Annotated in this window: 26 protein-coding genes and 1 tRNA gene; 14 read left to right on the top strand and 13 right to left on the bottom strand. The window is 68.4% G+C overall.

What is annotated here, in order from left to right:
* Positions 1-41: 41 nt before the first annotated feature.
* From U2P90_RS09820 to U2P90_RS09785, 8 genes are all read right to left on the bottom strand, one after another.
* Entirely contained in the window at positions 42-1,160 is a 1,119-nt protein-coding gene (locus tag U2P90_RS09820) for a M50 family metallopeptidase (protein ID WP_322471959.1), read from the bottom strand.
* Positions 1,157-2,317: a 1-deoxy-D-xylulose-5-phosphate reductoisomerase gene (gene dxr, locus U2P90_RS09815; RefSeq protein WP_322471958.1), complete on the bottom strand. Its 1,161-nt coding sequence runs from the start codon at positions 2,315-2,317 to the stop codon at positions 1,157-1,159. Before dxr ends, U2P90_RS09820 begins: the two co-directional genes overlap by 4 nt.
* Before the next feature lie 42 nt (positions 2,318-2,359).
* Complete coding sequence (locus U2P90_RS09810) at positions 2,360-3,193, bottom strand: phosphatidate cytidylyltransferase (RefSeq protein WP_295818529.1); 834 nt, start codon at positions 3,191-3,193, stop codon at positions 2,360-2,362.
* Positions 3,194-3,281: 88 nt separating this feature from the next.
* On the bottom strand, positions 3,282-3,833 hold the full coding sequence (frr, locus tag U2P90_RS09805) for a ribosome recycling factor (protein WP_295818530.1): 552 nt from the start codon (positions 3,831-3,833) through the stop codon (positions 3,282-3,284).
* A 93-nt stretch (positions 3,834-3,926) separates the two neighbouring features.
* The gene (pyrH, locus tag U2P90_RS09800; protein WP_322471957.1) at positions 3,927-4,634 is read right to left on the bottom strand and encodes a UMP kinase; all 708 of its coding nucleotides are present in this window, start codon (positions 4,632-4,634) and stop codon (positions 3,927-3,929) included.
* A gap of 130 nt (positions 4,635-4,764) precedes the next feature.
* The gene (tsf, locus tag U2P90_RS09795) at positions 4,765-5,559 is read right to left on the bottom strand and encodes a translation elongation factor Ts (RefSeq protein WP_295818533.1); all 795 of its coding nucleotides are present in this window, start codon (positions 5,557-5,559) and stop codon (positions 4,765-4,767) included.
* 105 nt (positions 5,560-5,664) lie between these two features.
* Complete coding sequence (gene rpsB, locus U2P90_RS09790) at positions 5,665-6,414, bottom strand: 30S ribosomal protein S2 (RefSeq protein WP_322471956.1); 750 nt, start codon at positions 6,412-6,414, stop codon at positions 5,665-5,667.
* A 140-nt stretch (positions 6,415-6,554) separates the two neighbouring features.
* Positions 6,555-7,361, bottom strand: a complete 807-nt coding sequence (locus tag U2P90_RS09785) for an aminoglycoside phosphotransferase family protein (RefSeq protein ID WP_322471955.1) — start codon at positions 7,359-7,361, stop codon at positions 6,555-6,557.
* Positions 7,362-7,426: 65 nt separating this feature from the next.
* Between U2P90_RS09785 and U2P90_RS09780 the strand changes: the two genes are divergently transcribed.
* The 4 genes from U2P90_RS09780 to U2P90_RS09765 all read left to right on the top strand — a co-directional run bounded on the left by U2P90_RS09780 (position 7,427) and on the right by U2P90_RS09765 (position 10,213).
* Positions 7,427-8,263 carry an undecaprenyl-diphosphate phosphatase gene (locus tag U2P90_RS09780; RefSeq protein WP_322471954.1) on the top strand — a complete coding sequence of 279 codons (837 nt, stop codon included), beginning with the start codon at positions 7,427-7,429 and terminating at the stop codon, positions 8,261-8,263.
* 84 nt (positions 8,264-8,347) lie between these two features.
* Complete coding sequence (locus U2P90_RS09775; protein WP_322471953.1) at positions 8,348-9,346, top strand: heme-dependent oxidative N-demethylase subunit alpha family protein; 999 nt, start codon at positions 8,348-8,350, stop codon at positions 9,344-9,346.
* A 19-nt stretch (positions 9,347-9,365) separates the two neighbouring features.
* Positions 9,366-9,818 carry a ribonuclease domain-containing protein gene (locus U2P90_RS09770; protein WP_322471952.1) on the top strand — a complete coding sequence of 151 codons (453 nt, stop codon included), beginning with the start codon at positions 9,366-9,368 and terminating at the stop codon, positions 9,816-9,818.
* On the top strand, positions 9,815-10,213 hold the full coding sequence (locus tag U2P90_RS09765) for a barstar family protein (protein ID WP_295817031.1): 399 nt from the start codon (positions 9,815-9,817) through the stop codon (positions 10,211-10,213). The genes U2P90_RS09770 and U2P90_RS09765 overlap by 4 nt, the downstream gene beginning before the upstream one ends.
* An 801-nt stretch (positions 10,214-11,014) precedes the next feature.
* On the opposite strand, the gene U2P90_RS09760 is transcribed toward U2P90_RS09765, so the two are convergent.
* Positions 11,015-11,323, bottom strand: a complete 309-nt coding sequence (locus tag U2P90_RS09760) for a hypothetical protein (RefSeq protein ID WP_322471951.1) — start codon at positions 11,321-11,323, stop codon at positions 11,015-11,017.
* A 154-nt stretch (positions 11,324-11,477) separates the two neighbouring features.
* On the opposite strand from U2P90_RS09760, the gene U2P90_RS09755 reads away from it, so the two are divergent.
* Both U2P90_RS09755 and U2P90_RS09750 read left to right on the top strand, forming a co-directional pair.
* Positions 11,478-14,213 carry a PxKF domain-containing protein gene (locus tag U2P90_RS09755; protein ID WP_322471950.1) on the top strand — a complete coding sequence of 912 codons (2,736 nt, stop codon included), beginning with the start codon at positions 11,478-11,480 and terminating at the stop codon, positions 14,211-14,213.
* Positions 14,214-14,481: 268 nt separating this feature from the next.
* A complete protein-coding gene (locus U2P90_RS09750; protein WP_322471949.1) occupies positions 14,482-15,483 on the top strand; it encodes a hypothetical protein in 1,002 nt (333 codons plus the stop codon).
* Positions 15,484-15,537: 54 nt separating this feature from the next.
* Here the strand turns inward: U2P90_RS09750 and U2P90_RS09745 are convergent.
* Together U2P90_RS09745 and ffh are read right to left on the bottom strand one after the other, a co-directional pair.
* A tRNA-Lys gene (locus U2P90_RS09745) sits at positions 15,538-15,613 on the bottom strand.
* Between the two features lie 70 nt (positions 15,614-15,683).
* Positions 15,684-17,021, bottom strand: a complete 1,338-nt coding sequence (gene ffh, locus U2P90_RS09740) for a signal recognition particle protein (RefSeq protein WP_295817082.1) — start codon at positions 17,019-17,021, stop codon at positions 15,684-15,686.
* 49 nt (positions 17,022-17,070) lie between these two features.
* Between ffh and U2P90_RS09735 the strand changes: the two genes are divergently transcribed.
* The 6 genes from U2P90_RS09735 (at position 17,071) to U2P90_RS09710 (ending at position 21,685) form a co-directional block, all read left to right on the top strand.
* The gene (locus U2P90_RS09735; RefSeq protein WP_322471948.1) at positions 17,071-17,352 is read left to right on the top strand and encodes a nucleoside triphosphate pyrophosphohydrolase; all 282 of its coding nucleotides are present in this window, start codon (positions 17,071-17,073) and stop codon (positions 17,350-17,352) included.
* Between the two features lie 33 nt (positions 17,353-17,385).
* A complete protein-coding gene (locus U2P90_RS09730) occupies positions 17,386-18,567 on the top strand; it encodes a thiolase family protein (RefSeq protein WP_322471947.1) in 1,182 nt (393 codons plus the stop codon).
* Positions 18,568-18,571: 4 nt separating this feature from the next.
* Positions 18,572-18,886 (top strand): YciI family protein, encoded by a 315-nt coding sequence (locus tag U2P90_RS09725; protein WP_322471946.1) that lies wholly within the window; start codon positions 18,572-18,574, stop codon positions 18,884-18,886.
* A 451-nt stretch (positions 18,887-19,337) separates the two neighbouring features.
* The gene (locus U2P90_RS09720; RefSeq protein ID WP_322471945.1) at positions 19,338-20,174 is read left to right on the top strand and encodes a 3-hydroxyacyl-CoA dehydrogenase family protein; all 837 of its coding nucleotides are present in this window, start codon (positions 19,338-19,340) and stop codon (positions 20,172-20,174) included.
* Between the two features lie 117 nt (positions 20,175-20,291).
* Positions 20,292-20,540, top strand: coding sequence for a hypothetical protein (locus U2P90_RS09715; RefSeq protein WP_295817097.1), 249 nt, complete (start codon positions 20,292-20,294; stop codon positions 20,538-20,540).
* An 89-nt stretch (positions 20,541-20,629) separates the two neighbouring features.
* Complete coding sequence (locus tag U2P90_RS09710; RefSeq protein WP_322471944.1) at positions 20,630-21,685, top strand: hypothetical protein; 1,056 nt, start codon at positions 20,630-20,632, stop codon at positions 21,683-21,685.
* A 3-nt stretch (positions 21,686-21,688) separates the two neighbouring features.
* Here the strand turns inward: U2P90_RS09710 and U2P90_RS09705 are convergent, their stop codons facing one another.
* Positions 21,689-22,588 carry a rhodanese-related sulfurtransferase gene (locus U2P90_RS09705; protein WP_322471943.1) on the bottom strand — a complete coding sequence of 300 codons (900 nt, stop codon included), beginning with the start codon at positions 22,586-22,588 and terminating at the stop codon, positions 21,689-21,691.
* A 9-nt stretch (positions 22,589-22,597) separates the two neighbouring features.
* The gene (locus U2P90_RS09700) at positions 22,598-23,047 is read right to left on the bottom strand and encodes a hypothetical protein (protein ID WP_322471942.1); all 450 of its coding nucleotides are present in this window, start codon (positions 23,045-23,047) and stop codon (positions 22,598-22,600) included.
* Positions 23,048-23,159: 112 nt separating this feature from the next.
* Between U2P90_RS09700 and U2P90_RS09695 the strand changes: the two genes are divergently transcribed.
* Both U2P90_RS09695 and U2P90_RS09690 read left to right on the top strand, forming a co-directional pair.
* Positions 23,160-25,238, top strand: coding sequence for an ABC-F family ATP-binding cassette domain-containing protein (locus U2P90_RS09695; protein WP_322471941.1), 2,079 nt, complete (start codon positions 23,160-23,162; stop codon positions 25,236-25,238).
* A gap of 70 nt (positions 25,239-25,308) precedes the next feature.
* Positions 25,309-25,764 (top strand): hypothetical protein, encoded by a 456-nt coding sequence (locus U2P90_RS09690; RefSeq protein WP_295819035.1) that lies wholly within the window; start codon positions 25,309-25,311, stop codon positions 25,762-25,764.
* Positions 25,765-25,807 lie beyond the last annotated feature (43 nt).

Genomic DNA, 25,807 nt, shown 5'->3' with positions numbered 1-25,807 from the left:
GCCAACTGTGATTTCACTCTCATGAGCCGTGCCACACGGGATCAGAAAAAGCGGCTCACGTCCCGGACGACCACGAAGACCATCAGGAGCATTACGAACGCGAACCCGGCCAGATTGATGGCCTGCTCCTGGGCGAAGCTCAGCGGGCGGCCCCGCAGTGACCCCACGAGCACCAGCAGGATGCGGCCACCGTCCAGGCCAGGAATCGGCATCAGGTTGAAGAAGGCCAGCGACAGGTTCAGCAGCGTGGCGACCTGTACGAGCGCCCACGGGCTCACACGGGCCGCCTGACTGACGATCTCGGCGGTGCCGATGGGCCCACTGACGTTCTCGTCGCGCGACAGATCCAGGGTCAGGAACCGGCTGAACAGACCGGCGAAGGACTGCACGACCTGCGGCACCGCCTGCGCCGTCACCTGCCACGACCGGACGAAGGCGGCCGGCAGCGTGGCCGGCATGACATCTGGCCCATACCGGATGCCGAGCAGCTGCCGCTCGCCGTTCACCGTGGGCGTCCACTCAAAGGTCAGGTCGACCTGTTGTCCAGCGCGGTCCACCGTGAACACGTGCGTCCCGGCACGCGTCAGCGTGTCGCGTACGGACTCCCAGCCCGCCGCCGGACGCCCCTGGACGGTCACCGTCTGCGGGATGTCACGCCCATCGATCGCCGTGATGACGTCGCCAGCGCGCAGTCCCAGGCGCTGGGCCGCCGAATCCGCGACGACCGACTCGATCCGTGCGCGGTCTGGGGCCGGCACGCCCTGGGCCGTGAAGGTCATCGTCATGAGCCCGATGGCGAGGAGCAGGTTCATGAGCGGCCCTGCAAGGAGTACCGCGATCTTGCCCCACGCGGGCAGCCGGGCGAAGCCGCGCTGGGGGGGCCGCGCCACACCGTCCTCGCCGGGTTCCGGGGCCATGCCGTCGATCTCGACGTAGCCGCCGATGGGCAGCAGGCTCAGGCGCCACTCGGTGCCGCGCCACTCGCGCCGGAAAACGACCGGCCCCATGCCCACGCTGAATGACTTGACCGCCACGCCCTGCCAGCGGGCCAGCGCGTAGTGCGCGAGTTCGTGCAGGAAGGTGGCGATCCCGATGATCAGGAGGGTCCAGATCAGCCCGGCGGGCGTCAGGACGGCGGCGAGGCTCTGGAAGAAACTCACGCCCTCACCCCGCACAGTTCACCCGCACGGATGCGGGCCCAGGCGTCGGTGGCGTGCAGCGTGTCCCACGTCAGGTCGCCGGCCGGGGTCTCGTCCAGCACGCCCCCGATCACGCGGGGGATGTCCAGGTAGCCGATTCTCCCGGCCAGGAAGGCGTCCACGGCGACCTCGTCGGCGGCGTTCAGGGCCACCGGCAGCAGGCGACCCCCGGTACCGGCGCGGTACGCCAGCGCCAGGCACGGGAACCGATCCAGATCCGGGTCACGGAACTGCCACTCGCCGCGCAGAGGCCACGCCACGTGCCCGGCGACCTCTGGCCCACGCCGCGTTCCCCGCACGTCGCCGGGGTGGGTCATGCCGGTCGGGGCGGCGTCCATGGCGTAGGCGATGGGCAGACGCATGTCGGTGGGGCCGAACTGCGCTTTCAGGCTGCCGTCCCGGAAACGCACGGCCGCGTGCATCAGGCTCTGCGGGTGGATCACCACGCCCACCTGCGTCATGGGCAGCCCGTACAGGCTGGCGCACTCCATGACCTCCAGCCCCTTGTTCATCAGGGTCGAGGAATCGATGGTCACCTTCGGCCCCATCGTCCATGACGGGTGCTTCAGCGCCTGCGCGGGCGTGACGCGCGACAGGTCGGCCGGGCCGTCGCGGAAGGGGCCGCCGGACGCGGTCAGGATCACCTCGGCCACGTCGCCGATGTGCTCGCCGGTCAGGCACTGGTACACGCCGGTGTGCTCGGAATCGACCGGCACGACGCGGCCCCCGCCCGCCGCGGCCGCCTCCCACATCAGGTGCGCGGCGGTGACCATGGCCTCCTTGGTCGCCAGCGCCACGGCCTGTCCGGCCAGCAGCGCGGCGCGCGTCGGTTCCAGCCCGATCAGGCCGCTCATGGCGTTCACGACCACATCGGCAGGCCGGACGGCGGCCCCGGACACGTCCGAGGTCACGATCACGTGCGGCAGCCGGTCGCGGGCGGCGGCATACACGCTGGCATCCACACTCACGACCTCCGGCCGGAACTCGCGCACCTGGGCGGCCAGCAGCTCCAGATTGCGCCCGGCCGCGAGCGTGCCCACGCTCCAGCCGCGTTCCCGCACGACGTCCAGCGCCTGCGTGCCGATACTTCCCGTACTGCCCAGAACCGTGACCTTCATGTGCCTCCCAGCATGCCGCACGCCGCCCCGGCAGAGTGTGCCCTACCGCGAGAACACGCTGATGTTCAGGAACAGGTACGTGGCGGGCACCGCGAAGAGCAGCGAGTCCAGCCGGTCGAGGAAGCCCCCGTGCCCCGGCAGGCTGCTGCCCGAGTCCTTGGTGCGCAGCGCCCGCTTGATCAGGCTCTCGGACAGGTCACCGAGTTGCGAGGCGCTCGCCACCAGGATCGAGTACAGCAGGCTCTCCAGCGGCGACCAGATGTGCGTCAGCGAACTGATCACGAGCACCGTCAGGAAGCTCAGGGCCAGGCCGCCCACCGCGCCCTCGACGGTCTTGCCGGGGCTGACCTCCGGCGCGAGCTTGCGCCGGCCGAAATAGTGCCCGCCGAAGTACCCGCCGATGTCGGCCGCGAAGGTCGCCAGGAGCGGAAGCGCGAAGTACAGCAGTCCGTCCCCGGCGTCCGGGCTGTAGCGCAGCAGCAGGAAATAGCCCAGCAGCCACGGGATGTACAGCAGCCCGAACAGCGAGTACACGATGCGCTCCAGCGGGCGCTCGCCGGGCCGCATGACCTCCATGACCAGCAGGTAGCCCAGCGCGACGGTCAGCACGACCTCACGCCACGAGCCGCCCGGCCACGGCGGCGTGGCCTGGATGGCCGGCAGGCTGGCGACGATGATCGCGCTCCCGAACACCGCCAGCGAGATCCGGCGCACGTCGATGTCGTTGCGGTCGAGCATTCGGATGTACTCGTACAGGCACATCACGGATACGAAGATCAGCGCCGGCAGCATGGCGTATGCGCCCAGCCACACCAGCACGCTGATGACCGAGAAGGCCACCACCGAGGTCAGGACGCGGGTGCTCAGACTTTCCATGCGGCTCCGTCGGCGGGCGGCGCGCACAGTGCGGCGCGGGCGTGGCTCGCCCGTGCCGCACTGCCGTGATGGCGCTCCCCGTGGATCGTCACCCGAGGATGTCCTGCTCCTTCTTCTGCAGGATCTGATCGACCTTCGCGATGAACTCGTCGGTGATCTTCTGGACGTCGGCCTCGCCGCGCTTGATCTCGTCGTCGCCCAGGCCCTCGACCTTCTTGACCTCGTCCAGCGCGTGCTTGCGCAGGTTCCGCACGGCGATCCGGGCGTCCTCGGCGTAGCCCTTGGCATTCCTGACCATCTCCTTGCGGCGCTCCTCGGTCAGCATGGGCACGGTGATGAAGATGGTGTCGCCCTTGTTGTTCGGGTTCAGGCCCAGGTCGCTGTCGCGGATGGCCTTTTCGATGGGGTTCAGGGCTCCACGGTCCCACGGCGTGATGACCAGCGTGCGGGCGTCCGGCGTGGTGACGCTGGCGACCTGATCGAGCGGCATCGTCGCGCCGTAGTAGTCCACGACGATCTTCTTGAGGATGCCGGGGTTGGCGCGGCCGGTGCGCAGGATGCCCAGATTGCTGTCGAGCGATTCGAGGGCCTTGCCCATGCGTTCGCGGGTATCGGCCTGAATGGATTTCATGTCAGCCATGGCGTGGCCTCCGGAGGGGATGAGGGGTGAGGAGCTGAAGCGATTGTACCGCCCGGCCCGGTCACAACGCGCAGCCGGGCCGTTGAGTGCCGCTCAGCTGTGGATCAGGGTACCGACGCGCTCGCCTGCAAACAGACGCTGCAGGTTGTCTCTCTTGAACAGGTCGAACACCACGATGGGCAGGCCCTTGTCCATGCACAGGGTCAGGGCGGTGGCGTCCATGACCTCCAGCCGCCGCTCCACGACCTCCTGATGCGTGGCCTCGGCGATGAACTTCGCGTCCGGGTTCCTGCGCGGGTCGCTGTCGTACACGCCGTCCACCTTGTTCTTCGCCATGAGCACCACGTCCGCGCCGATCTCCATGGCCCGCAGCGTGCTCGTCGTGTCGGTCGTGAAGAAGGGGGCGCCGTTCCCCCCACCGAAGATGACGACCCGCCCCTTTTCCAGGTGACGGATGGCGCGGCGGCGGATGTACGGCTCGGCCACGGCGGCCATGGGAATGGCGCTCATGACGCGGGTGGGCGACCCGGCGGTCTCCATGGCGTCCTGCAGGGCCATGGCGTTCATGACGGTGCCCAGCATGCCGATGTAGTCGGCCGTGGCCGGATCCATGCCCTGGCCGTTGCGAGCCCCGCGCCACAGGTTGCCCCCGCCGATCACGATGGCGAGCTGCACGTCCGTGCCCGTCAGGGCGGTGGTGATCCGCCGGGCGAGCTGGGCGGTGGTGTCCGGGCTGATCCCGAAGCCGTTCTCGTTGGCCAGGAACTCACCGGAGAGCTTGAGCAGGACGCGTTTGAACATGCATGACCTCGTTTGACAGGAAGCAGCGTCCGGCGGGGTGTGGGCCGCCAGACGCTGGGGGTGGTGCGGCCTGACTGTTCACGTCAGCAGGTTGGGCAGGAAAAAGGGCGGCCACGCCGCCCCGGGTGATTTATGCGCCGATCTCGAACCGGACGAATTTCTGTACCTTCGCGTCGCCCAGGTACTTCGCGACGGTCAGGGCGTTGTCCTTGACGAAAGCCTGCTCGGGGAGCACCTTCTCGGAGTAGAACTTGCCGATCTGGCCCTCGACGATCTTCTCGACGATCTGCGCGGGCTTGCCCTCGTTGATCGCCTTGTTCGTCAGGATCTCGCGCTCCTTGTCGATGTCGCCGCTGTTGACCTCGTCGCGCGACAGGTACTGGGGGCGCTCGGCCGCAACGTGCAGGGCCACGTCCTTGGCCTTCTGGCTGTCGCCGCCCGCCAGATCCACCAGCACGCCGATCTTGCCGTTGCTGTGGACGTACCCGGCCACGGTGTCGCCTTCCACGTAGGCCACACGGTTGAGCACCAGGTTCTCGCCGATCTTGCCGGCGGCGGCGGCCACGACGTTGCCCACCGTGTCGCCGTCGAGCGCCGCATTGCGGAATTCCTCGATGTCGCTGGTCTTCGCGCTCAATGCGGCCTGCGCGAGCTTCTCGACCAGGGCCTGGAAGTCGGCGTTGCGGGCCACGAAGTCGGTCTCGCTGTTCACCTCGACGATGGCGGCGCGGTTGCCGTCGACGACAAAGCGCACCAGTCCCTCGCGGGCTTCACGGTCGGCCTTCTTGGCGGCCTTCACGATGCCGCGCTCGCGCAGCAGGGCCACCGCCTTGTCCTCGTCGTTCCCGGCGTCGGCCAGGGCCTTCTTGACGTCCATCATGCCCGCACCGGTCAGTTCGCGCAGCTTCTTGATCGATTCCATCATGGGAGTGACCTCCTGGGTCGTGAGTGGTGAGCGTCAGGCGTGGCTCGGAAAAAAGGGAAGTCCGCGACTCGCGCCGGACTTCCCTCCCCTCCGGCTGGCTCTGTGTTAGTTGCTTTCCGCGAGTTCCGCGTCGTCGGCCTGATCGGCCGGGACTTCGGCGGCCACGTCCTCGCCGCCGCCACGCGCCTCGACCAGCAGGTCGCCGATGCGGTGCGTGATCAGCTGGATGCTGCGGATCGCGTCGTCGTTGCCGGGCACGATGTAGTCGATGACATCGGGGTCACTGTCGGTGTCGGCCAGGGCGATCACGGGGATGCCCAGACGGTTGGCCTCCTGCACGGCGATGACTTCCTTGGTCGGGTCGACCACGAAGATCGCGTCGGGCAGGCGGTTCATCTTGCGGATGCCACCCACGAAGCGCACCAGACGCTCGCGCTGGTTGCCCAGCTCGATGCGCTCGGCCTTGGGCCGGTCGTTGATGCGGCCGGACTCGAACAGGTCGTCGAGTTCGTTCAGACGATCCACCCGCGTGCGGATGGTCTTGAAGTTGGTGAGCATCCCGCCCAGCCAGCGGCTGGTGACAAAGGGCATGCCGGTGCGGCGGGCTTCCAGCTCGACGATCTCCTGGGCCTGCTTCTTGGTGCCGACGAACAGGATGACGCCGCCACGCTCGGCCAGATCCTTGATGAAGTCGAAGCTGCGGTCGACCTGCTTGAGGGTCTTCTGGAGGTCGATGATGAAGATGCCGTTGCGCTCGGCGAAGATGAAGCGCTTGAACTTGGGGTTCCAGCGCTTGGTTTCGTGGCCGAAGTGCACGCCGGCCTCGAGGAGCTGCTTCATGGAGATGTACGACATGTGGACTCCTGAACGTTGAAGATGGGAAGAAGTCTGCCGTCACTGTGCCAGCCCCGCGTCAGCGACACGTTCCGGGCCAGGCCGGGTGCGACGTTCCAGCACGCCCGGCGGGTCACAGGGGCACCCAAACGTGAAGTATATCAGTTCTGCCGGGCGCTGAGGAGACCTCCCGCGAGCCGCGACAGTTCCAGCGTCCGCGACGCGTGCCCGGTGTGCCCGTCCTGCGCCGACCACGCCGCCGACAGGCCCGCGTAGGCCTGCACCCACCCGAGCAGCTGCTCCGGCGGGGGGCCGCCCGCCTGCGCGACCACCGCGACCTGCCGCTCCAGCCGACCCGGACGCAGCGAGACCTCCAGCGACGGATTGCACAGCATGTTGGCGTAGTCGTAGCCGCTATCCCCAATCAGGCCCTTGGGGTCTATGACCACCCAGCCGCGCTCCCCCGACCACAGCACGTTGCCGTGGTGGATGTCGCCGTGCAGCGGGCGCACGTCCCTGGGGTCGTCGAGCAATGAGCGGGCCACCGCCCACGCCTCGGCCCACGCTCCCCCGCCGGGCGCGGCGGCCTCCAGTGCCCGGAACCACGGCCGCAGCGTGGGCAGTTCGGGCCACGGCGCGGGGCGGTCACGGTGCACGGCCTGGGCCGCCTGCACGAGAATCCGCGACGCTCCGTCGTCATCAGAGCGCACCATATCCACCAGCGAGGGCTCGGCATCCAGCCGTTCCATCAGCAGGGCGTCTCCCTCACGGCGGTACACCCGCGCCGCACCCTCGCCGTCCAGCCACATCATCAGATCGTGGCCGCGCGTCTCCTCGTCCACACGGGCGACCTTCAGCATGGCGGGGCGGCCCCCAGCGATTACCGGATAGACCTCGCTGGAGGCAGTGTGAATCGCGTCTCCATCGAGGTTCAGCTGCCAGCCGGCCATCAGGGCAGTTACATCCACCTCTCCAGTCTGCCCCTTTGGGCTGACGCCGCGCCCTGACATGGCAGTGTTAAGCTCCCCCCTGCATGGACGCTCTGTACTCGATCATCCTGGGCATCGTCGAGGGAATCACGGAATTCCTCCCGATCAGCTCGACCGGCCACCTCATCGTCGCAGGCGAGCTGCTGCGGGGCTCGCTGGCCCCGAACTGGACGAAGGAGATGAGCAGCGCGTTCGAGGTCATCATCCAGGGCGGCGCGATCCTGTCGGTGCTGGTGTACTACTGGAAGGACTTCCTGAAGGTGCGCGACATCCCCACCGACGCCACACAGCGCCAGCTGTGGACGAGCGTGATCATCGGCTGCATTCCGGCCGTCGTGCTGGGAGTGCTGTTCGGCTCGACCATCAAGCGGCTGCTGTTCACTCCCAGCGTGGTCGCGTGGGCGCTGATCGTGGGCGGCATCCTGATCTGGCTGGTCGAGAGCCGCCGCGTCACGCCGCGCGTGCACCGCGTCGAGGAGATCACGCCCATCAAGGCGCTGGGCATCGGGGCCGTGCAGTGCCTGGCGCTGCTGTGGCCGGGCTTCTCGCGCTCGGCCAGCTCGATCCTGGGCGGCATGATGATGGGTCTGGATCGCCCCACCGCCACGCAGTTCAGTTTCTACCTGGGCTTCCTGACCCTGGGCGGCGCGGCCCTGCTCGACCTGGTCAAGAGCCGCGAGGTGCTGGCCCAGATCGGCGTGCTGAACATGGCCCTGGGCATCGGCGTGAGCTTCATCGTGGCGTACCTGTCGATCGGGTGGCTGCTGCGCTTCGTGTCCACCAACGATTTCAAACCTTTTGCCGTGTACCGCGTCGTGGTCGGCGTCATCATCCTGGCCCTGATCGCCACGGGTGTGCTGAGCAACGCCAGCCTGGCATAAGGCGCGGCGCGCCGCAGAGGGCAGAGAGCTGACCGCAGAGCACGAAAGAGCTCAAGCTCCTCTGGTCTCTGCTCTAATTTGCCCATGCGCCCGCCCGTCATGTACCGCCCCTTCGCCAGCGGCAGGTACGAGGTCGCTGCGGGGCTGTACCGGCTGGGCGTACAGCCGATTCCGTGGCGTGAGGACGGCGCGGCCGAACACCACACTTTCGCGCTGGACAATACGTTTTCGCAGTTCGTGGCGAGCAAGGTCGCCGCGCACCGCCGTGCCCTGCACGAGTACGCGGGCGAGGCGAACCTGCGCCCGGCGCTGCGAGAGGCGGCGCTGTCGTTCATCGCACGGACACTTGCGGCCGACAGTGGCGGGGCAATCACCTGGGACGGCGCGTACCTCCACCACGCCCCGCTGGGCTGGACGGCGCGGCTGGATGTCGTGCGGGGCACCGTGGAGGGCCTGACCCGTGCTCCCGCACCACACGCGGCGCTGGTCGAGGACACCCGGCCGGTCAACGCGCTGGATGTCCTCGGCCTGTGCGCCCAGGAGGATCTGGCAATTATCTCGCGGGGGGAATCCGGCGACTGGCTGGCCGCCACTCACGTGCTGAGCCCGCAGCACTGGGATCCGCGCGACAAGCTGGGACGGGACTTCGTGGCCGTGCACGCGCCGGTGGCGGGCAGCGGCCCTATGAACGCCACCGCGCCACGTCTGGTGGACGCCGTGATCACGCGCGGCCCCTTCGTGCGCTTCGCGTGGGGCATCAGCATGACGGACCGCCTGGATCACCACCCGGCCGCGCCGCCCGACGCCGACCGGCACGCGGCCACCACCTTCGATGCGGCCCGCGCCTTCGTGCGCGTGGAACGCCAGACGCTGACCGGTTTCGCGGATGCCGACGGCGCGCTGTTCACCATCCGGCCCTACACGTACCCGCTGACGGCGGCGGTGCGGGAGCCGGCACAGGCCCGTGCCCTGGCCGCCGCGATCCGCACGATGACGCCGGAGCAGGTGGCGTACAAGGGCCTGAGCGGCCTGCGCCACGATCTGCTGACGTGGCTGGATGGCCGTGCTCAGACCCCGGCGTGAGCACCCTATGCTGAGCACCGTGTCCCGACTGCCGATAATCCTGGCCGCCCTGCTGCTGACGCTGTGCGCCTGTGCCGACCCCAGCGAGGCCAGACCGACCCAGACCACCGTTCAGACGCCTACCCAGACATCTGGGCAGACCGCCGGGCAGACGGCCCAGCCGACCCGTGATCCGCACAGCGGCCTGCGGTACATCCGGGCCAGCGACCTCCCGCGCGAGGCCCCACCGGTGCTCACGCAGATCGCGCGGGGCGGGCCCTTCCGCTACGAGCGGGACGGCGTGACCTTCGGCAACCGTGAGGGCATCCTGCCCCGCCAGCCCCGGGGCACGTACCGCGAATACACCGTGCCCACCCCCGGCAGCCGCGACCGTGGTGCCCGGCGGATCGTGTGCGCCGGGGCCAGCCGCAGCACCGACGAGTGCTACTACACCGCCGACCACTACGCCAGCTTCCGGAGAATCCAGCCATGATCCAGGTCTTCGACTCGGCCCCAGCCGGCCTGCAACCCGCCCCCAAGGATCCCCGGATGCTCGCCGCCGGCTACCAGGTCAGCGTGCGCGAGGTGAACTTCGGCACCGTGACGGATCGGGAGTCCCTGATGCTCGCCTTCCTGGGTGGGCTGGCACTCACGCAGTCGTTCGGGCGCAACTGGGACGCGCTATATGACGTACTGACTGACCCCGAGACGCGTCCCGCCCGCTTTGCGCTGCTCCTGTGCGGCTACGCACGATTCCGGAGCCGCCACGCGACCCTCGCCGCACCGCTCGAGGCGACCCTGATCGACGCGCAGGCCGAGGCGACCCGCCTGGGCCGCCAGCTGTGGCTCCTGATCGAGGAAGCCGACAGCGACCCGGACGCGTGGTGAGCTGACCACCCTCCTGAGCACGCCAACCCAGTTGCGGGCGCTCACAGACGCTCACAACCCATACCACGGCGATTCAGCGCTGACGACAGCTTTTTTCAGAATTGTCGTCAGCGCCCTGAACCGGCTGCCCCCCACCGGGCGAGTATGAGAACCCTGAACTGCACTTTAAGATGAACGTACCATGACATATCGTTCGACATAGAACCCAGATCGGCGTTCGACACCCCAATTCAGGCGTTCAAGCGCCTCCATGGGCCGCGACGACCTGTGTCCTGCAATGCCGGTCACCTCGGACACAGTGAGCGAGTGGTGAGACCCGCCCAGGAAAGGAGCCTCCATGAGGACAGGTAGACCCCTGGTTCCGATTCTTGCCCTGCTGGCCCTGGCTGGATGTGCACAGCAGACGGGCCCAACCCCAGCCGCCGGCCCAGCTGCCGTTTCGGAACCGGGAACGTTCGCGGCCCTGTCGACCGCAAATACGGTGAGTGGTGCAGGTGGCAGCAATACCGCGCCCGTCAATCTCTCGGGATGTGCAGGCACCACCGTTTCCAGGAACGTGGTCTACAGCATTTCCGGGCCACAGCAGGGCACCGCGAGGGTTCGGTTCCCCAGGGGATACAAGTTTGATGGCGCGGCGTGGATCGCCAATCCGCCATATGACGCGAGCAACCCGGCCTCGTACCGAGAATTCGTCCTGGGGCCCAATGCAGGTGGCAGCCTTCCGTGGGCTTCACTCACCATCCCGCTCACCCTGCTTGTTCCTTCAAACGTCACCGCAAACAAAACGGCAACGGTCACCGTTCAGTATTTCTTTCTCGACAATTCCAATCCGAACGGCGCGAAGCTGAGCTTTGCCAACTTTGCCAGCATGAGTACCAACATTGCCCTCTGCGCTCCACCGACACCGTCGAACACTGCACCGGAACTGACCATTCCCCAGGCGATCACCGTCGAGGCCACCGCCACCGACACGCCAGTCGCGTTCTGGCCACAACCGAGTGCCATCGACAAGGAAGACAACGCGCGGAACTTGTCATTGTCGATCACCTGCAATCCAGCCGACGGCTCAGCCTTCAAGATCGGGACGACCGATGTCAGCTGCTCTGTCACTGATTCCGGTCAGCGTATCGATGGAAGCACTGACCCGGCCGGCCCCCCCACCACGACACGCAGTTTCAGGGTCACCGTTGTCGACACCACCGCGCCGACCGTAACGCCCGAAAGCGTCACCAACGCGACATGGCGCAATACGCCGCTGAGTCAGGTGTTCACCGCCAGCGATGGCGGCTCGGGCCTTAAAGCCGATCAGGGTCTGAATGACGACAGCCAGTTCACCCTGACCGCGAGCGCCCAGTCAGCCAGCGCGGCGCAGCCCACGACGGTCAGCAAGACCATCGCAGACAACGCCGGCAACACCACCACCCGCACCGTGAGTGCTCTGATCGACACGACCCGACCCACCATCAGCGCCCAGACGTACGGCCTGAAGGCCGACGGCGTGACCCTGACCGACGACCCGATCTCACCCAACGAGAACGGCTGGTTCAACCGAACCGTGGTAATCCGGTTCACCTGTGCCGACGCACTGTCGGGCGTGGTCGCCAGCGGGCCAGGGGCGTGTCCCGCCGACGTGACGGTCGACAGTGACACGCCGGACGCCGGAGAGACCGTCACCGGCACGGTGAAGGACAACGCCGGGAACACCAGCCTGCCAGCCTCCGAGACCGTGCGGGTGGACACGGCCGCCCCCGGCATCTCGGCGGCCGTGTCGCCGGACGCGAACAGTGCGGGCTGGCACCGCAGCGACGCGATGGTGACGTTCACGTGCACGGGCCTGGGCACAGGCGGCCGCTGCCCCGCGCCGGTCAGCGTGACCCAGAACACCGATGCCGACGGCACCGTGGTCAGCGCGACCGCGACCGACCGCGCCGGCAACACCGCCAGCGCCACCGCGACCGTGAAACTCGACAGAACCTCGCCGGACGCGAGACTCGCGGCCAGCGGCACGCTGGGCCTGAACGGCTGGTACCGGGGCACGGTCAGCTTCAGCACAGCCGGCAGCACGGACGCCCTGAGTGGACTGGCCGGCTGCACAGCAGTGGCTTCCCTGGCGACCGACGACCCCAGCCACACCGTCGTGACCACCTGCACGGACGTCGCCGGCAACTCCGCCACCGCTTCCCTGACCGTGAAACGCGACGCCACCCCGCCGACCATCTCGGCCACGCCGGATCGTCCGGCAAACGCCAGCGGCTGGTACCGCGCGAACGTGACCGTCGCCTTCACCTGCGCAGACGCCACGTCTGGCGTGGGCACCTGCCCGGACAGCGAGGTCGTGAGCGACGAGGGCAGCACGCCGGTGAGCGCCACCGTCACCGATCAGGCGGGCAATCAGGCCACGAGTCCGGCCCTGACCATCCGCCTCGACCGCACGGCACCGGCAGCCCAGGTGGCCGCGACGACCACTCCGAACAGTGCCGGCTGGTACCGCACGGACGTTGCCTTCGCCACCACCGGCTCCGACGCGCTGAGTGGCGTGGAGACCTGCACCACACCCGCGACCCTGGACGACGACGCGACCGGCCATGTCGCCACCGGCACCTGCACGGACAGGGCTGGAAATACGAGCCCTGTGGCGTCCAGCGCCCCCGTGAACCGCGACACCGTGAAGCCGACTCTGGTATTGGCCGCGGCGAGTGCACCGAATGCGGCCGGCTGGTACCGACAGGATGTGGCCTTCGTCCTCACGAAGAGTGACGACCGCAGCGGCATCGATACCGCTTCGTGCACCGGCCCGGCTCCGATCACCGCCGAGGGCACCGGCCTGACCACCACCGCGTCGTGCTCGGATGTCGCGGGCAACAGCGCCAGCGTGACGTCGGCCGGCGTGAAAATCGACACCACCGCCCCCAGCGCCACCCTGACACCCAGCCCCGCCACGCCCAATGGAATGAACGGCTGGTACCGCAGCGGCCCGATCAGCTTCGCGGCCACCGGAACGGACATCGTCCCCGCCGGCGTGAACGGCGTGAGCGGCAGCGTGACCTGCAGCGCGGTCGACGCCATTGCCGGCGACACCTCCGGAACGACGGTCTCGACGACCTGCTCCGACGCGGCCGGGAACAGCGCGACCAGCGCTGCACTGACCGTCAGACTCGATTCGGCGTCCCCCACCGCGACCATCTCCCCCAGCCCGGCCGCGCCGGACGGCTTGAACGGGTGGTACAGAAGCGGCCCCATCACCTTCACCACCTCGGGCACCGACACGCTCAGCGGGAACGTGACGTGCACGGCTATCCCGGCCATCTCGGCCGACACGCCGGGCACCACGGTCACGACCACGTGTACGGACGAGGCCGGCAACCCGATGACGGCAAGCCTGCCGGTGAAACTCGACCAGACCGCCCCCACCCTGACCGTGCCCGCCAACATCACAGTGACCGCGACCGGCAACAGCCAGGCGGTGGTGAGCTTCGCCGCCGCGACGGCCTCGGACAACTTCACGTCGCCGGTCAGCGCGACCTGTGACCGGGTCAGCGGAGCGAGCTATCCGGTCGGCACGACCACGGTGACCTGCGCGGCCACGGATCAGGCTGGCAACACGACGACCCGAACCTTCACGATCATGGTGAAATACGCCTTCACCGGCTTCTTCCAGCCGATCGACATGAGCACGTCCGCGTCACTGGTCTACAACACCGTGAAATCCGGCAGCGCCATCCCGGTGAAATTCCGGCTCGGTGGCAACCAGGGCATGACCATCTTCTCGGCCAACTCCCCCACCTTCACCATGATCGCCTGTAACGCCATGGCACCTGTCGATGACCTCGAGGAACTGTCCACGGCCACAAACTCGGGCCTGACGTGGGATGCCGCCGCCCAGCAGTATGTGTACGTGTGGAAGACCAGCACGACCGCACAGCGGGCCGGATCGTGCTACCAGCTGACTGTGAAATTCCTGGACGGCACGTCACAGACCGCGTTCTTCAAGTTCCGCTAGTTGACCTCGCCAGCGGCCGCCGGATCGTCTGATCCGGCGGCCGCTGCGGTCTGGTCTCACGGTGGAAGCGAATCGGAAACGCCCAACATGAAATTCTTCTCACGTCGGTCGGAGCCAGGCGTCAGGCGTGGTCTCTACAGTGCGGCGCAGCACTCCCCGTTCCGGGGAGGCGGTTCAGGGCCGGTGGCCCGGGAGAAGGAGTGGGGCTATGACCGGAAACAGGATCCGCAGGACAGGACGTCGAACACTTGAGCGAACAGGAGCACTGTTGCTGACGGCCGTGCTGATGAGCTGTACCGGCGCGACCACCGAGCCGACTCCGGTGCCGACGCCGACGCCCGTTCCGGCACCATCGCCCACACCGACCCCGCTGCCGACCGTGACGGTCGCGGCGCAGCCGGATTCGCTGGTCTTCAGCAGCGTCAAGGGGCAGGTCAGTGCCGTGCAGCGCGTGACCCTCCAGAACACATCGACGAAGGCCGTGCAGGTCACCGCCCTGACGGTCAGCGGCACCGAATTTGAGCTGGTCAGTCCCCCGGCCCTGCCATTCACCCTGGCCGTGAACCAGTCGCTGCCCGTGCAGGTGCGCCTGCGGGCCACAGGTGCGGTGGGCGTCGTGAAAGCCGCCCTGCAGACACAGGGAGCGGCCGTGTCTGTCCCACTGAGCGGTCTGCGCGCTGTCGGTCTGGAGGGCGACGCCGAGCCGCCACTCGCCCAGATCGTGGAGACTCTGGGATTCCGGGTGACGGTGGGCACGCCGCCCGATCCGTCCAAACCCCTGGAACTTGGCACCGGCGCGGCTCCCATCGGGGATGAGATCCGGGCTCCGCTGTTCGTGAAGGCCGGGACGGAGACCGTGACCCTGACACCGGTGGCCCGCTACTCGCCCGACGGCGCGACACCCTTTGGATACTTCACGGTGTCGGGCACGACGGCCACGCGCAAGGTGACGGGCACCCTCGTCAAGGGGCAGTACCAGACGCTCAACCCGGCGATTTCCGGAGGCACGTCGACCACCAGCGTGACCTTTGATCCGGGCACGGCCGCATTCGGGATCTACATTGATCCGGGCGCCTACAACTACCCGCTGACCTACACGCAGGATGCCCTGAACACTGGCCGGACGGCACACGCGGTGCGCGTCTACCCCATGAAAGACAGCGCCGGTGTGGCGGTCGCCAACACCTACCTGCTGTGCTTCGAACCCAGCGTGAACGGCGACTACCAGGATGTGGTCTTCGTGATTCGGAATGTCAAACCCGCGCCCTGACCGACCATGCAATGAAGCGCCGCCCCCAGTCCGGGGGCGGCGCTCTGTTCGTTCTGGTGGGACGTGTAGGACTTGAACCTACAACCCGCTGATTAAAAGTCAGCTGCTCTACCGATTGAGCTAACGTCCCGCTCCGCGTGCCGGGCCACAGGAACGGCGTCTGGCAGCGGGAATGAGTATACGGACGGCTCTGGGGTCTGTCAACGCTTGAAGGTCGGGGGCGTGTTCGGTAGCCGGGGCATCTTGCCGCCGGGTTTGCCGCCCTGCATCCGGCCGAGCATCTTCATCATGTCCTTCATCTGCTCGTGCATCTTCAGGAGCCGGTTGATGTCCTGCACGGTGTGCCCGCTGCCCTCGGCAATACGCTTGCGGCGGCGGCCGTCGATGATCTTCGGATTGCGCCGCTCTTTCAGGGTCATGCTGCTGATCATGGCGTCAATGCGCTGGATCTGCTTCTCGTCGACATTGAAGCCCTCGGGCAGGGCACGGCTCATGCCGGGAATCAGCTTCATCAGATCGCCCAGCGGCCCCATCTTGCGGATCTGGCGCAGCTGCGTCAGCAGGTCTTCGAGGTCGAAGTCGCCGGGCTTCTTGACCTCCATGGCCTTCAGGTCGGCCTGCTGCGCCCGCTCGATCAGGCCCAGCACGTCGCCCATGCCCAGGATGCGCCCGGCCACCCGATCCGGGTAGAAGGGCTCCAGGCCGCTGATCTTCTCGCTGGTGCCCGCGAAGTAGATCGGCTTGCCGGTGACACTGCGGGCCGACAGGGCGGCCCCACCACGGGCGTCGCCGTCCATCTTGGTGATGACCAGTCCCGTCACGTTCACGCGCTGGTCGAAGGTCTGGGCCACGTTCAGCGCCTCCTGCCCGGTCATGGCGTCCACGACCAACAGGCTCTCGGTGGGCTTCATGGCGGTCTGGAGGTCAGCCAGCTGGCCCATCAGCGCCTCGTCGATCTGGAGACGACCGGCGGTGTCCACGATCACGAGGTCGCGGAAATCGGTCTTGAGGTGCTCGTCCACGCGGCGCTTCGTCTCGGCGGGGCTCTCGCCGTCGGCGACCTTGAGGATCGGCACGCCCACCTGCCGCGCCAGGACTTCCAGCTGGTCGCGGGCGGCGGGGCGCTGCGTGTCGGCGGCCACCAGCAGCACGCGGCGGCCCTTGCTCTTGTACAGCGACGCGAGCTTGCCCGTGCTGGTCGTCTTGCCGGCCCCCTGGAGCCCGACCATGAACCACACGTTGCCCTCGGTCTTTAGCTCGGGCTGGGCACTCTTGCCGCCCAGGGTCTCGATCAGCTCGTCGTGCACCAGTTTCACGACGGTCTGCCCGGCGTTCAGGCTGCCTTCCACCTGCTGACCCACGGCCTTCTCGGTCACGCGAGCCACGAAGTCCTTGGCGACGCCGAAGTTCACGTCGGCTTCCAGCAGGGCCATGCGAACCTCGCGCATTGCGGCCTTGACCTGCGACTCGGTCAGCTGGCGTTCCTTCCCGACCCGGTCGAGGATGTCCTGCAACTTGTTGCCCAGCGACTCAAACATACCCTGGAGGCTACCACGGGCGGCATATCCGGTCTGTCATCCTGGGCGCATGGGAAAACTCGTCCGTGACCGCATTCCAGACCTGTTCGGCGGCACCGCCCACGTGCTGGACGACGACGGATACCGCGCCGCCCTGCGCGACAAGCTTCAGGAAGAGGTCACGGAATATCTGGCATCCGGTGAGGTGCTGGAACTCGCGGACGTACTGGAGGTGGTGAACGCACTGGCGCCCCTCGACGGCATCTCGGCCACTGAACTGGACGGCATGAGAGGCCAGAAGGCTCAGGATCGAGGCGCGTTCCGTGACCGGCTGTGGTGGACGCCGACCTAACGCCCGTTAGGCGGGCCGCGCTATCCTGCCGGCATGTCCAAAGCAGTGATCGTCGCGGCGTCGCGGACGCCGACCGGGAAGTTTCTGGGAGCGCTGGAGAGCGTGGCTGCCGTCGAACTCGGTTCCATCGCCCTGCGCGAGACCCTGGCCCGCAGCGGTGTTCCAGCCGAGCTGGTCGAGGACGTCATCATGGGACAGGTCGTGCAGGCCGGGTGCGGGCAGAATCCCGCGCGGCAGGCGGTCCTGCGCGCGGGCCTGAGCAACGAGGTCGGGGCGCTGACCATCAACAAGGTCTGCGGGAGCGGCCTGAAGGCGGTGATCCTGGCGGCGCAGAGCATCCGCGCCGGGGATCAGTCAGCGGTGCTGGCGGGCGGCATGGAATCCATGAGCAACGCCCCGCACCTGCTGCCCGGTGCCCGCAAGGGCTACCGCCTGGGGCACGCGCAGGTGCTCGACGCCAATACTCAGGACGGCCTGTGGTGCAGCATCAACGACGAGGGCATGGGCCTGACCGGCGAGCGCGTGGCCGACAAGTACGCGATCTCGCGCGAGGAGCAGGACGCCTACGCCACCGCCAGCCACCGCAAGGCCATCGCCGCGCAGCAGGCCGGACGCTTCACGGACGAGATCGTGCCCGTGACCGTGAAGGGCCGCAAGGGCGATACGGTCGTGGATACCGATGAAGGGCCACGTGCCGACACCAGCGAGGAGACGCTGGGCAAGCTCAAGCCTGCCTTTAAAAAGGACGGCTCCGTGACCGCCGGAAACGCCCCCGGCCTGAATGACGGTGCCGCCAGCGTCATGGTCGTCAGCGAGGACTTCGCGCAGGCGCATGGCCTGACCCCCCTGGCTGAGATCGTCGACTACGCCACGGGCGGCCTGGCCCCCGAGTGGGTCATGATGACGCCCGTTCCCGCCACCAACAAACTGCTGAGTAAACTCGGCTGGAACGTGAACGACGTCGATCTCTGGGAACTGAACGAAGCCTTCAGTGTCCAGAGCCTCGCCGTGAGCCGCGAACTGGGCCTCGACCCGGAGCGCGTGAACGTGAACGGCGGCGCGGTCGCCCTGGGGCACCCCATCGGCGCGAGTGGAGCGCGAATTCTGGTCACGCTGCTGCACGCGCTCAGGGCGCAGGGGAAGGAGACCGGTGTCGCCACCCTGTGCATGGGCGGCGGCAACGGCCTCGCGCTGGCCGTGAGACGGGTAGGCTGAGGGCATGAGCACCCCGACCCTGTGGATCATCGAGAGCACGTACCTCAAGAGCGGCGACGAGCTGGCTGCCGTCACGCCCCGGCACCGCGCGTGGCTCGACCAGCACTACACCAGCGGCGTGTTCCTCACGAGCGGCCGCAAGGTCGACGGCACGGGCGGCGTGATCGTCGCGCAGGCCGAGGGGCAGGCGCAGCTGGAGGCGATCTTCGCCCAGGATCCCTTCGTGCTGGAGGGATGCAGCACGTACCGCTACACGGCGTTCACGCCCGTCAAGCGCGGCCGCGCGCTGGAACTGGACGGCGTGCCGCTGGTGGAGTGAGTGGGTTGAATGTACGAGGCGGCGTTCTATACACCTGAAGATCACGCGCACATCGCCTCTGAGGAGTATCTCGCGGTGTACACGAGCGCTGCCGGTGCAGGCGAGGCCGAGGCACACGCTGCATCGCTTGGGCACTGCCTGGCGGATTTAAACCTCTGGAGCGACTTGCCTCAATCTCCAGTGCATCGCGCAAAAATCGTCAGAGAAGTTACAGCGCAGAGGCTATCGCCCGGTGAACAGGGAGTTCTTCAACCAGTTCCGCTTGCAGAGTGGCACGCACGGGCACGGTATCGGATTGATGGTGTCCAGAATGGGCGCGATCACAGACTCTCAGCGGTCAAGAGTGGCTGGTCAGCGAGCCCAGACGTCCTCGAGGAGATCCTTGTCGGTCAAGGACAAGGCCTATGGATCGTCATCCGCTGGTACAGCACGGCTTGAGTAGGGAGACCACATGAACTTCGGAGTCATCGGAGCAGGACAGATGGGCGGCGGGATCGCGCAGGTCGCCGCGCAGAGTGGATTCGATGTGCTGGTGCAGGACGTGCAGCAGGCGTTCCTGGATCGTGGGCGGGCGACCATCGAGAAGTCGCTGGCGAAGCTGCACGAGAAGGGCAGGCTGGCGGACGCGCCGGACGTGGTGCTGGGCCGCATCCGCTTCACGATGGAGCTCCAGGACTTCGCGGACAGTGATCTGGTCGTGGAAGCCATCGTGGAGAACGAGGCCGTGAAGGCGGAGCTGTTCCGCACTCTGGGCGGGATCGTGAAGCCCTCGGGCATCCTGGCGAGCAACACCAGCAGCATCCCGATCACGGCGCTAGCGTCGGCGTCGGGCCGCCCGGAGCGCTTCATCGGGATGCACTTCATGAATCCGGTGCCGCTGATGCAGCTTGTCGAGGTCATCCGGGGCTACCAGACCAGCGACGAGACGGCCCGCATCGTCACCGAGACGGCTGAACAGATGGGCAAGACGCCGCTGCCCTGCAACGACTTCCCCGGCTTCGTGAGCAACCGCATCCTGATGCCCATGCTGAACGAGGCGATCCAGTGCGTCATGGAAGGCGTGGCGGAGCCGGAGGCGATCGACGGGATCATGAAGCTGGGCATGAACCACCCCATGGGGCCGCTGACCCTGGCAGATTTCATCGGGCTGGACACCTGCCTGAGCATCATGGAGGTGCTGCACAGGGGGCTGGGGGACGACAAGTACCGGCCCAGTCCGCTGCTGCGCAAGATGGTGCAGGCGGGCCTGCTGGGCCGCAAGAGCGGGCAGGGCTTCTACACGTACTGAGTTCCCGGGTGGGGCGTCGTCGTCGACGGCTCCGCCCCCGCCGGAGTTCAACACTTTATGAACATCTGAACCATTTTGGTGATGTCGACGTCAGTTGTCCTGCCCTATGCTGCTCTCATGAACGTCACCCGTCATTTCAGCGACACGCGGACGGAGCAGGGCCGCGTGCGGTTCCTGATCCACGCTGGCCGCGTGAGCATGACGGCCGAGGGGCCAGGCTGGCACCACAGTTCCACCCACGCCACGCTGGAGGACGCCGCGACGTTTCTGGCCGCTGTTCAGCACGTGCCAGGCGACCTGTACCGACAGGCCCTGGACGATCTGGATCGTCAGCTGAACTTCGAACAGAATCACCGCGCTGCGTGAGTCTGGCTCCCGGGTGACGCCCCCGATGCCATGAGCTGGGGGCGTCATCCTCTGCCCGTGTTCTGATCCATGTCCCCGTACACTGGGGCATGACCACCATGCCGCCGACCACCGGTCATCCGGCGCCCGTGGGCCTGTCCGACGAGAAGGTTCACCGGACAAGCACGCGGGAGCACATGATCACCATGCTGCTGGGCCTGTGGCTGGTCGGGGGGCTGTTTCTGGACGGCTGGGCCCACAACCAGCGCGGCGACACCATCGAGTCGTTCTTCACGCCGTGGCACGCGGTGTTCTACAGCGGCTTCGCGGCGGTGGCCGGGTGGTGTGCGCTGCTGGCGTCACGGGGGTGGCGGCGGGGACAGCGGGGGCTGGCGGCCTTCCCCGAGGGCTACGTGCTGGCGGCGCTGGGCGTGCCGCTGTTCGGCGTGTCCGGGGCCGGCGACCTGCTGTGGCACACGCTGTTCGGGATCGAGGTCGGAATCGAGGCACTGCTCTCCCCCACCCATCTGGGCCTGTACGCCGGAGCCATGCTGATCCTGGCCGCACCCCTGACCGCCGTGTGGCGGCAGCCGGTGGGCCGGTCGGCACCGGGCGCGCTGCGCTGGGTCGCCGTGCTGTCGGGCACGGCCATGCTGGCGACCACCGCCTTCATGCACATGTACATGTGGGGCCTGCTGATCGTGCCGCAGGGCCTGGGGTGGGTGCAGACGCGCGGCGAGCTGAGTGCCGTGCTGCTGACCGCGCTCCTGATGACTGCGCCGGTGCTGCTGCTCCTGCGCCGCTTTGCGCTGCCGTTCGGGGCGATCACGGTCATGTACGGGATCACCAACCTGGGGCTGTCGGTCATGCTGTCGCCGGGCGAGTGGCGGGTGCCGCTGCTGGCCGTGGTGTGCGGACTGCTGGCCGACGTGCTGCACGCCACGCTGCGGCCGTCGCCGGCCAGGATTCTCCACCTGCGGGCCTTCGCGTTCCTGCTGCCGCTGTGCGTGTGGGTGCCCTACCTGGGCGGCGTGGTGAAGCTGGGCCTGAGCAACCTGAGCCTGGAGCTGTGGCTGGGGCTGGCCGTCATGGCCGCGCTGGGCGGCGTGGGCCTGAGCGTGCTGCTGTTCCCGCCCGCGCTGCCGCCGGAAGCCGCACTCGAGTGATCCTCAGATCTGTCCGGCATCGAACTGGCGCTGCCGCTCGCGGAAGGCAGCCTTCTGGGCGTCGGTGGTCTGCCCGGCGCAGTGTGGACAGCTCACGCCCTCCTCGTAGGCCGGGTGCTGGCGCTCGTGCTCATCCAGTGGCCAGCCGCACGAGTGGCACATGACCGCGCCGCCCTGCGCGAGCCCATGCCCCACCGTCACGCGGCCGTCGAAGACAAAGCACTCGCCGTCCCAGCGGGTCTGCTCCTGGGGCACGTCCTCCAGATAGCGCAGGATGCCGCCCCGCAGGTGCAGCACGTCCGTGAACCCGCGCTGGAGCAGCAGGCTGGTGCTCTTCTCGCACCTGATCCCGCCCGTGCAGAACATCGCCACCCGCTTGCCCGCCAGGTCGTCCACGTGGGCATCGAGCCACGCCGGGAACTCGCGGAACGAGTCGATCTGGGGATTCACGGCCCCCTGGAAGGTGCCGGCCCTGACCTCGTACCGGTTGCGGGTGTCGATCACGACCGTATCGGGGTCGTCCAGCAGGGCATTCCACTCGGCGGAACCGACGTAGGTGCCCACCTGTTCACGGGGCGAGACCGGCACGCCCAGCGTCACGATCTCGGCCTTGAGGCGCACCTTGAACCGCCGGAACGGCCGGACGGCCGCCGTGGATTCCTTGTCCTCCAGCCGCGTGAAGCCCTCGCCGTGCAGAAACGCGCGCAGAGCGGTGATCCCCTCCCGCTGCCCGGCCACCGTACCGTTGAGGCCTTCGGAAGCCACGATCAGCGTGCCGCACAGGTCGTGTGCCCGGCCCAGTTCCAGCAGCCTGTCCCGCAGCGCCGCCGGGTCAGCGACCTCGCGGAACTGGTACAGCGCGGCGACGACGAAGGGGGCGGGGACGGGGGCGGCCTGGGACATCAGCCGAGATCATAGCCGCTGGAACACGTTGCGGGGCTCGCGCACCCAGGTCAGGTAGGCCCGGATGGAGGGGTGCCAGAGGAGCAGTACGGCACAGGCGAGGGAGCACAGAGCAGGAATCCCGAGGATCAGATACCCGTTAAACCCGGCCTCGGGGATCTGAGCGACCAGTGTCAGAGCCACTGCCAGAGCCCCGGCCCGAAGCAGCAGCCCAAGCACGAGCACGGCGCGGGCTCCCCAGAACCGGCTGGAGTAGGTCAGGGAGGCCAGATACGGCACGAGCAGGGCTGCCCCCATGCCAGTGTTTGAGAGCTCACGGAGATCAGGTAGGGCCGTCGGGCCGTAAGGAGGAACCAACGGCCTCAGTCCGAGGTCGATCAGCGGCAATGCCACAACCACGCCCAGGACAGCAAGCAGCAGCTTCCGTCCGTGTTCTATGCGGGCTCCGTCTCCGGTCACGACGACAGCGTACCGGACATCACTCATACCGTCCTCACACCTGAGTCGGGGTGGTGTCCTCTGCGCCATCCGGCTCAGTTCCTCTCCCCGGCCCTCTGCTAGCCTCGGGCTCGTGGGTACGCTGCTGGTCGCCGAGGACATCACCGTCGTGTACGGCGGACGGGCCGTGCTGGATGGCGTGTCGGTGTCGGTGACCTCGGGCGAGCGGGTGGCGCTGCTGGGGCGCAACGGAGCGGGCAAGACGACGCTGCTGCGGGTGCTGACGGGCGAGGCGGTACCGGACGAGGGCAGCGTGTGGCGCGCCGATGGCCTGCGGACGGCGGCGCTGGCGCAGCACCACGCCCACCCGGCGGGCGTGAGCGTACAAACGCTGATCGACGCCGCGCACCCCTACCGCGAGCTGGAAGCCGAGCTGCTGGCGCTGGAAGCCGATCTGGGCGACCCGGCGGTGCTGGACGCGTGGACGGCGCTGCACGCCCGGCTGGAGGCGGCGCAGGCGTATGCGTGGCCCACGCGGGTGCGGCGCATCCTGGGCATGCTCGATCTCACACGCTTTCTGGGGCGCGAGGCCGCGACACTCTCGGGCGGGGAGCGCACGCGGCTGGCGCTGGCCCTGGCCCTGGCCCGCGAGCCCGACCTGCTGGTGCTGGACGAGCCGACCAACCACCTGGACGTGCGGATGCGCGAGTGGCTGGAGGGCTGGCTGCGGGCCTTCGGAGGCGGCGTGCTGCTCACCAGCCACGACCGCGACTTCCTGGACGCCGTGGCGGGGCGCTCGGTGTGGCTGGAGGAGGGCGAGGGCATCGCCTACGCAGGCGGCTACTCGCGGGCGCGGGCGCAGCGCGAGCTGGAGCGCCGCACGCAGTCCCGCGCCTCGCGCCTGGGCGAGCGCGAGGCGGCGCGGCTGTCGGGCAGCGTGGAGCAGCTCGACCGCTGGGGCCGCCGTTCCCGCGCCATGAAATCCCGTGCCGGCCGGGTGGCCGTGCCCGAGGCGCCCCTGCCCGAACGGCAGATCCGCATGCGGTTGCTGGCGGGCACGTCGCAGGCGCGGCTGGTCGCGTGGGGCGAACACCTAGGGAAATCCTACGGGGGCCGGTCGGTGCTGTCGGGTGTGGCGTTCCGGCTGCGGCAGGGCGACCGCGTGGCCCTGATGGGCGCGAACGGCACCGGCAAGACGACCCTGATGCGGCTGCTGTCGGGCGAGGCGGCCCCCGACGCTGGCCCCCCGGAGCCGGTGCTGAGGCTGGCGGGCGGGGTCAGCGTGGCCAGTCTGGATCAGACGTGGCACGGCCTGACGCCGGGCGTGGGCCTGCACGCGCAGTTCGAGCGGCGCTTCGGACGCACGGCGGCCTCGGTGCTGGGCCGCGCCGGCTTCACGCCGGACGACTGGGGCAAGGTGCCCGAGGTGCTGTCGGGCGGCGAGCGGGCGCGGGCCGGACTGGCGCTGGTCAGTGCGCTGCGGGCCGACCTGCTGCTGCTGGACGAGCCGACCAACCACCTGGACGTCGAGGCCCTGCAGGCGCTGGAGGACGCCATCCATGCCTACTCGGGGGCGGTCGTGATCGTCACGCACGACCGGCGCTTTGCCCGCGAGGTCGCCAACCGGCTCTGGGTGGTCGAGGACGGGACGCTGCGCGAACCGCAGGGCTGGGGCAGCCGCGAGTACCGCGACCCGGCCGCGACGCTGCGCGGTGACCCGCCGCCGCCCCCGCCGCCGCCCACGCCCCGCCAGCGGCTGGTGCCCATCGAGAACCAGCTCATGGACATCCGGGCGCAGCTCGACCGGCCGGGCACCCTGACCGGGCGCGAGGAGGCCCGGCTGCGGTCGCAGGCGCACGCCCTGCAGGAACACCTGTATGACCTCTACGCCGCCGCCTACGACGCCCCCCAGTACGACGATCAGGTGCGCGAGCCGGGCGTGACCGTCCGCGCCCAGCGCTTCGGAGCCCACGGCGGCATGTTCTGGGCGGCGCGCGACGAGACCTGCCCCCACCTGGCGTGGGACGGCGCGACCCTGCGCTGGAACGGCGACCCGCCCACGTGGTTCGGTGAGGCCCTGCTCGGCGGTGCCCTGCGCCTCCTGTTCGAGCGCTGGAACGTGGGCCGCGTACAACTGGGCGAGGACGGTACGCAGCTCACCCGCCGCGAGTGGTTCGAGCGCACCGGCCTCATCCGCAGTGTCGGCCCCTGAGGGAACCGCGCCACCCGCCCTGTGCCGTCTGCGCTCTGCCGCCCTCCCCCCCTCCGCTATACTTCCGCGCATGGACGACCTCATCAAAGGACGCCTCGGGGGCGAGAGCGGATACGACATCCGCTGCGTCATCGACGGCGACACGATCAAGGGCCGCGCGGGCGGCAAGCTGCATGGCAAGGACATCGACCTCGAGATCACTGAGCGCGGCGTGCAGGGCACCGTGGGCACCGACTCCGTGAAGATCGAACTCGCCGACGGCGAACTGCGCGGCAACGTGGGCAGCCAGAAGCTCACGCTGCGCGGTGTGGATCGCGTGACCGGCTTCATGGGCGAGCCCATCGTCGGGTGGAACGTGGTGGCGCAGCAGACCGGCGAGACACTGGTCGGGCAGCTGGGCAGCACCGTGCTGGGCCGCCCCTTCGAGCTGGAACTGGGCAGCGCCCCCGGCTGGGTGGGTACCCTGGTGGCCGTGGTCGCCTTCTATGCCCTGGAGCCCCGCGCGAGCGTGACCGTCGGGCGCTGAGCCGCGTCTCCGCATGACCGCGTCCGGATCGTCCGGGCGCGGT

It is taken from the genome of Deinococcus sp. AB2017081, from assembly GCF_034440735.1.
Lineage (GTDB): Bacteria > Deinococcota > Deinococci > Deinococcales > Deinococcaceae > Deinococcus > Deinococcus rufus.
Note: the sequence above shows the minus strand (reverse complement) of the source record. Positions and strands in the feature narration are given on the sequence as shown.

Coding starts and splice junctions, on each gene's coding strand:
- dxr (WP_322471958.1), bottom strand. CDS start 2,317: ATGAAGGTCACGGTTCTGGGCAGTACGGGAAGTATCGGCACGCAGGCG.
- U2P90_RS09810 (WP_295818529.1), bottom strand. CDS start 3,193: ATGGAAAGTCTGAGCACCCGCGTCCTGACCTCGGTGGTGGCCTTCTCG.
- frr (WP_295818530.1), bottom strand. CDS start 3,833: ATGGCTGACATGAAATCCATTCAGGCCGATACCCGCGAACGCATGGGC.
- pyrH (WP_322471957.1), bottom strand. CDS start 4,634: ATGTTCAAACGCGTCCTGCTCAAGCTCTCCGGTGAGTTCCTGGCCAAC.
- tsf (WP_295818533.1), bottom strand. CDS start 5,559: ATGATGGAATCGATCAAGAAGCTGCGCGAACTGACCGGTGCGGGCATG.
- rpsB (WP_322471956.1), bottom strand. CDS start 6,414: ATGTCGTACATCTCCATGAAGCAGCTCCTCGAGGCCGGCGTGCACTTC.
- U2P90_RS09780 (WP_322471954.1), top strand. CDS start 7,427: ATGGACGCTCTGTACTCGATCATCCTGGGCATCGTCGAGGGAATCACG.
- U2P90_RS09775 (WP_322471953.1), top strand. CDS start 8,348: ATGCGCCCGCCCGTCATGTACCGCCCCTTCGCCAGCGGCAGGTACGAG.
- U2P90_RS09765 (WP_295817031.1), top strand. CDS start 9,815: ATGATCCAGGTCTTCGACTCGGCCCCAGCCGGCCTGCAACCCGCCCCC.
- ffh (WP_295817082.1), bottom strand. CDS start 17,021: ATGTTTGAGTCGCTGGGCAACAAGTTGCAGGACATCCTCGACCGGGTC.
- U2P90_RS09735 (WP_322471948.1), top strand. CDS start 17,071: ATGGGAAAACTCGTCCGTGACCGCATTCCAGACCTGTTCGGCGGCACC.
- U2P90_RS09730 (WP_322471947.1), top strand. CDS start 17,386: ATGTCCAAAGCAGTGATCGTCGCGGCGTCGCGGACGCCGACCGGGAAG.
- U2P90_RS09725 (WP_322471946.1), top strand. CDS start 18,572: ATGAGCACCCCGACCCTGTGGATCATCGAGAGCACGTACCTCAAGAGC.
- U2P90_RS09720 (WP_322471945.1), top strand. CDS start 19,338: ATGAACTTCGGAGTCATCGGAGCAGGACAGATGGGCGGCGGGATCGCG.
- U2P90_RS09715 (WP_295817097.1), top strand. CDS start 20,292: ATGAACGTCACCCGTCATTTCAGCGACACGCGGACGGAGCAGGGCCGC.
- U2P90_RS09710 (WP_322471944.1), top strand. CDS start 20,630: ATGACCACCATGCCGCCGACCACCGGTCATCCGGCGCCCGTGGGCCTG.
- U2P90_RS09705 (WP_322471943.1), bottom strand. CDS start 22,588: ATGTCCCAGGCCGCCCCCGTCCCCGCCCCCTTCGTCGTCGCCGCGCTG.
- U2P90_RS09690 (WP_295819035.1), top strand. CDS start 25,309: ATGGACGACCTCATCAAAGGACGCCTCGGGGGCGAGAGCGGATACGAC.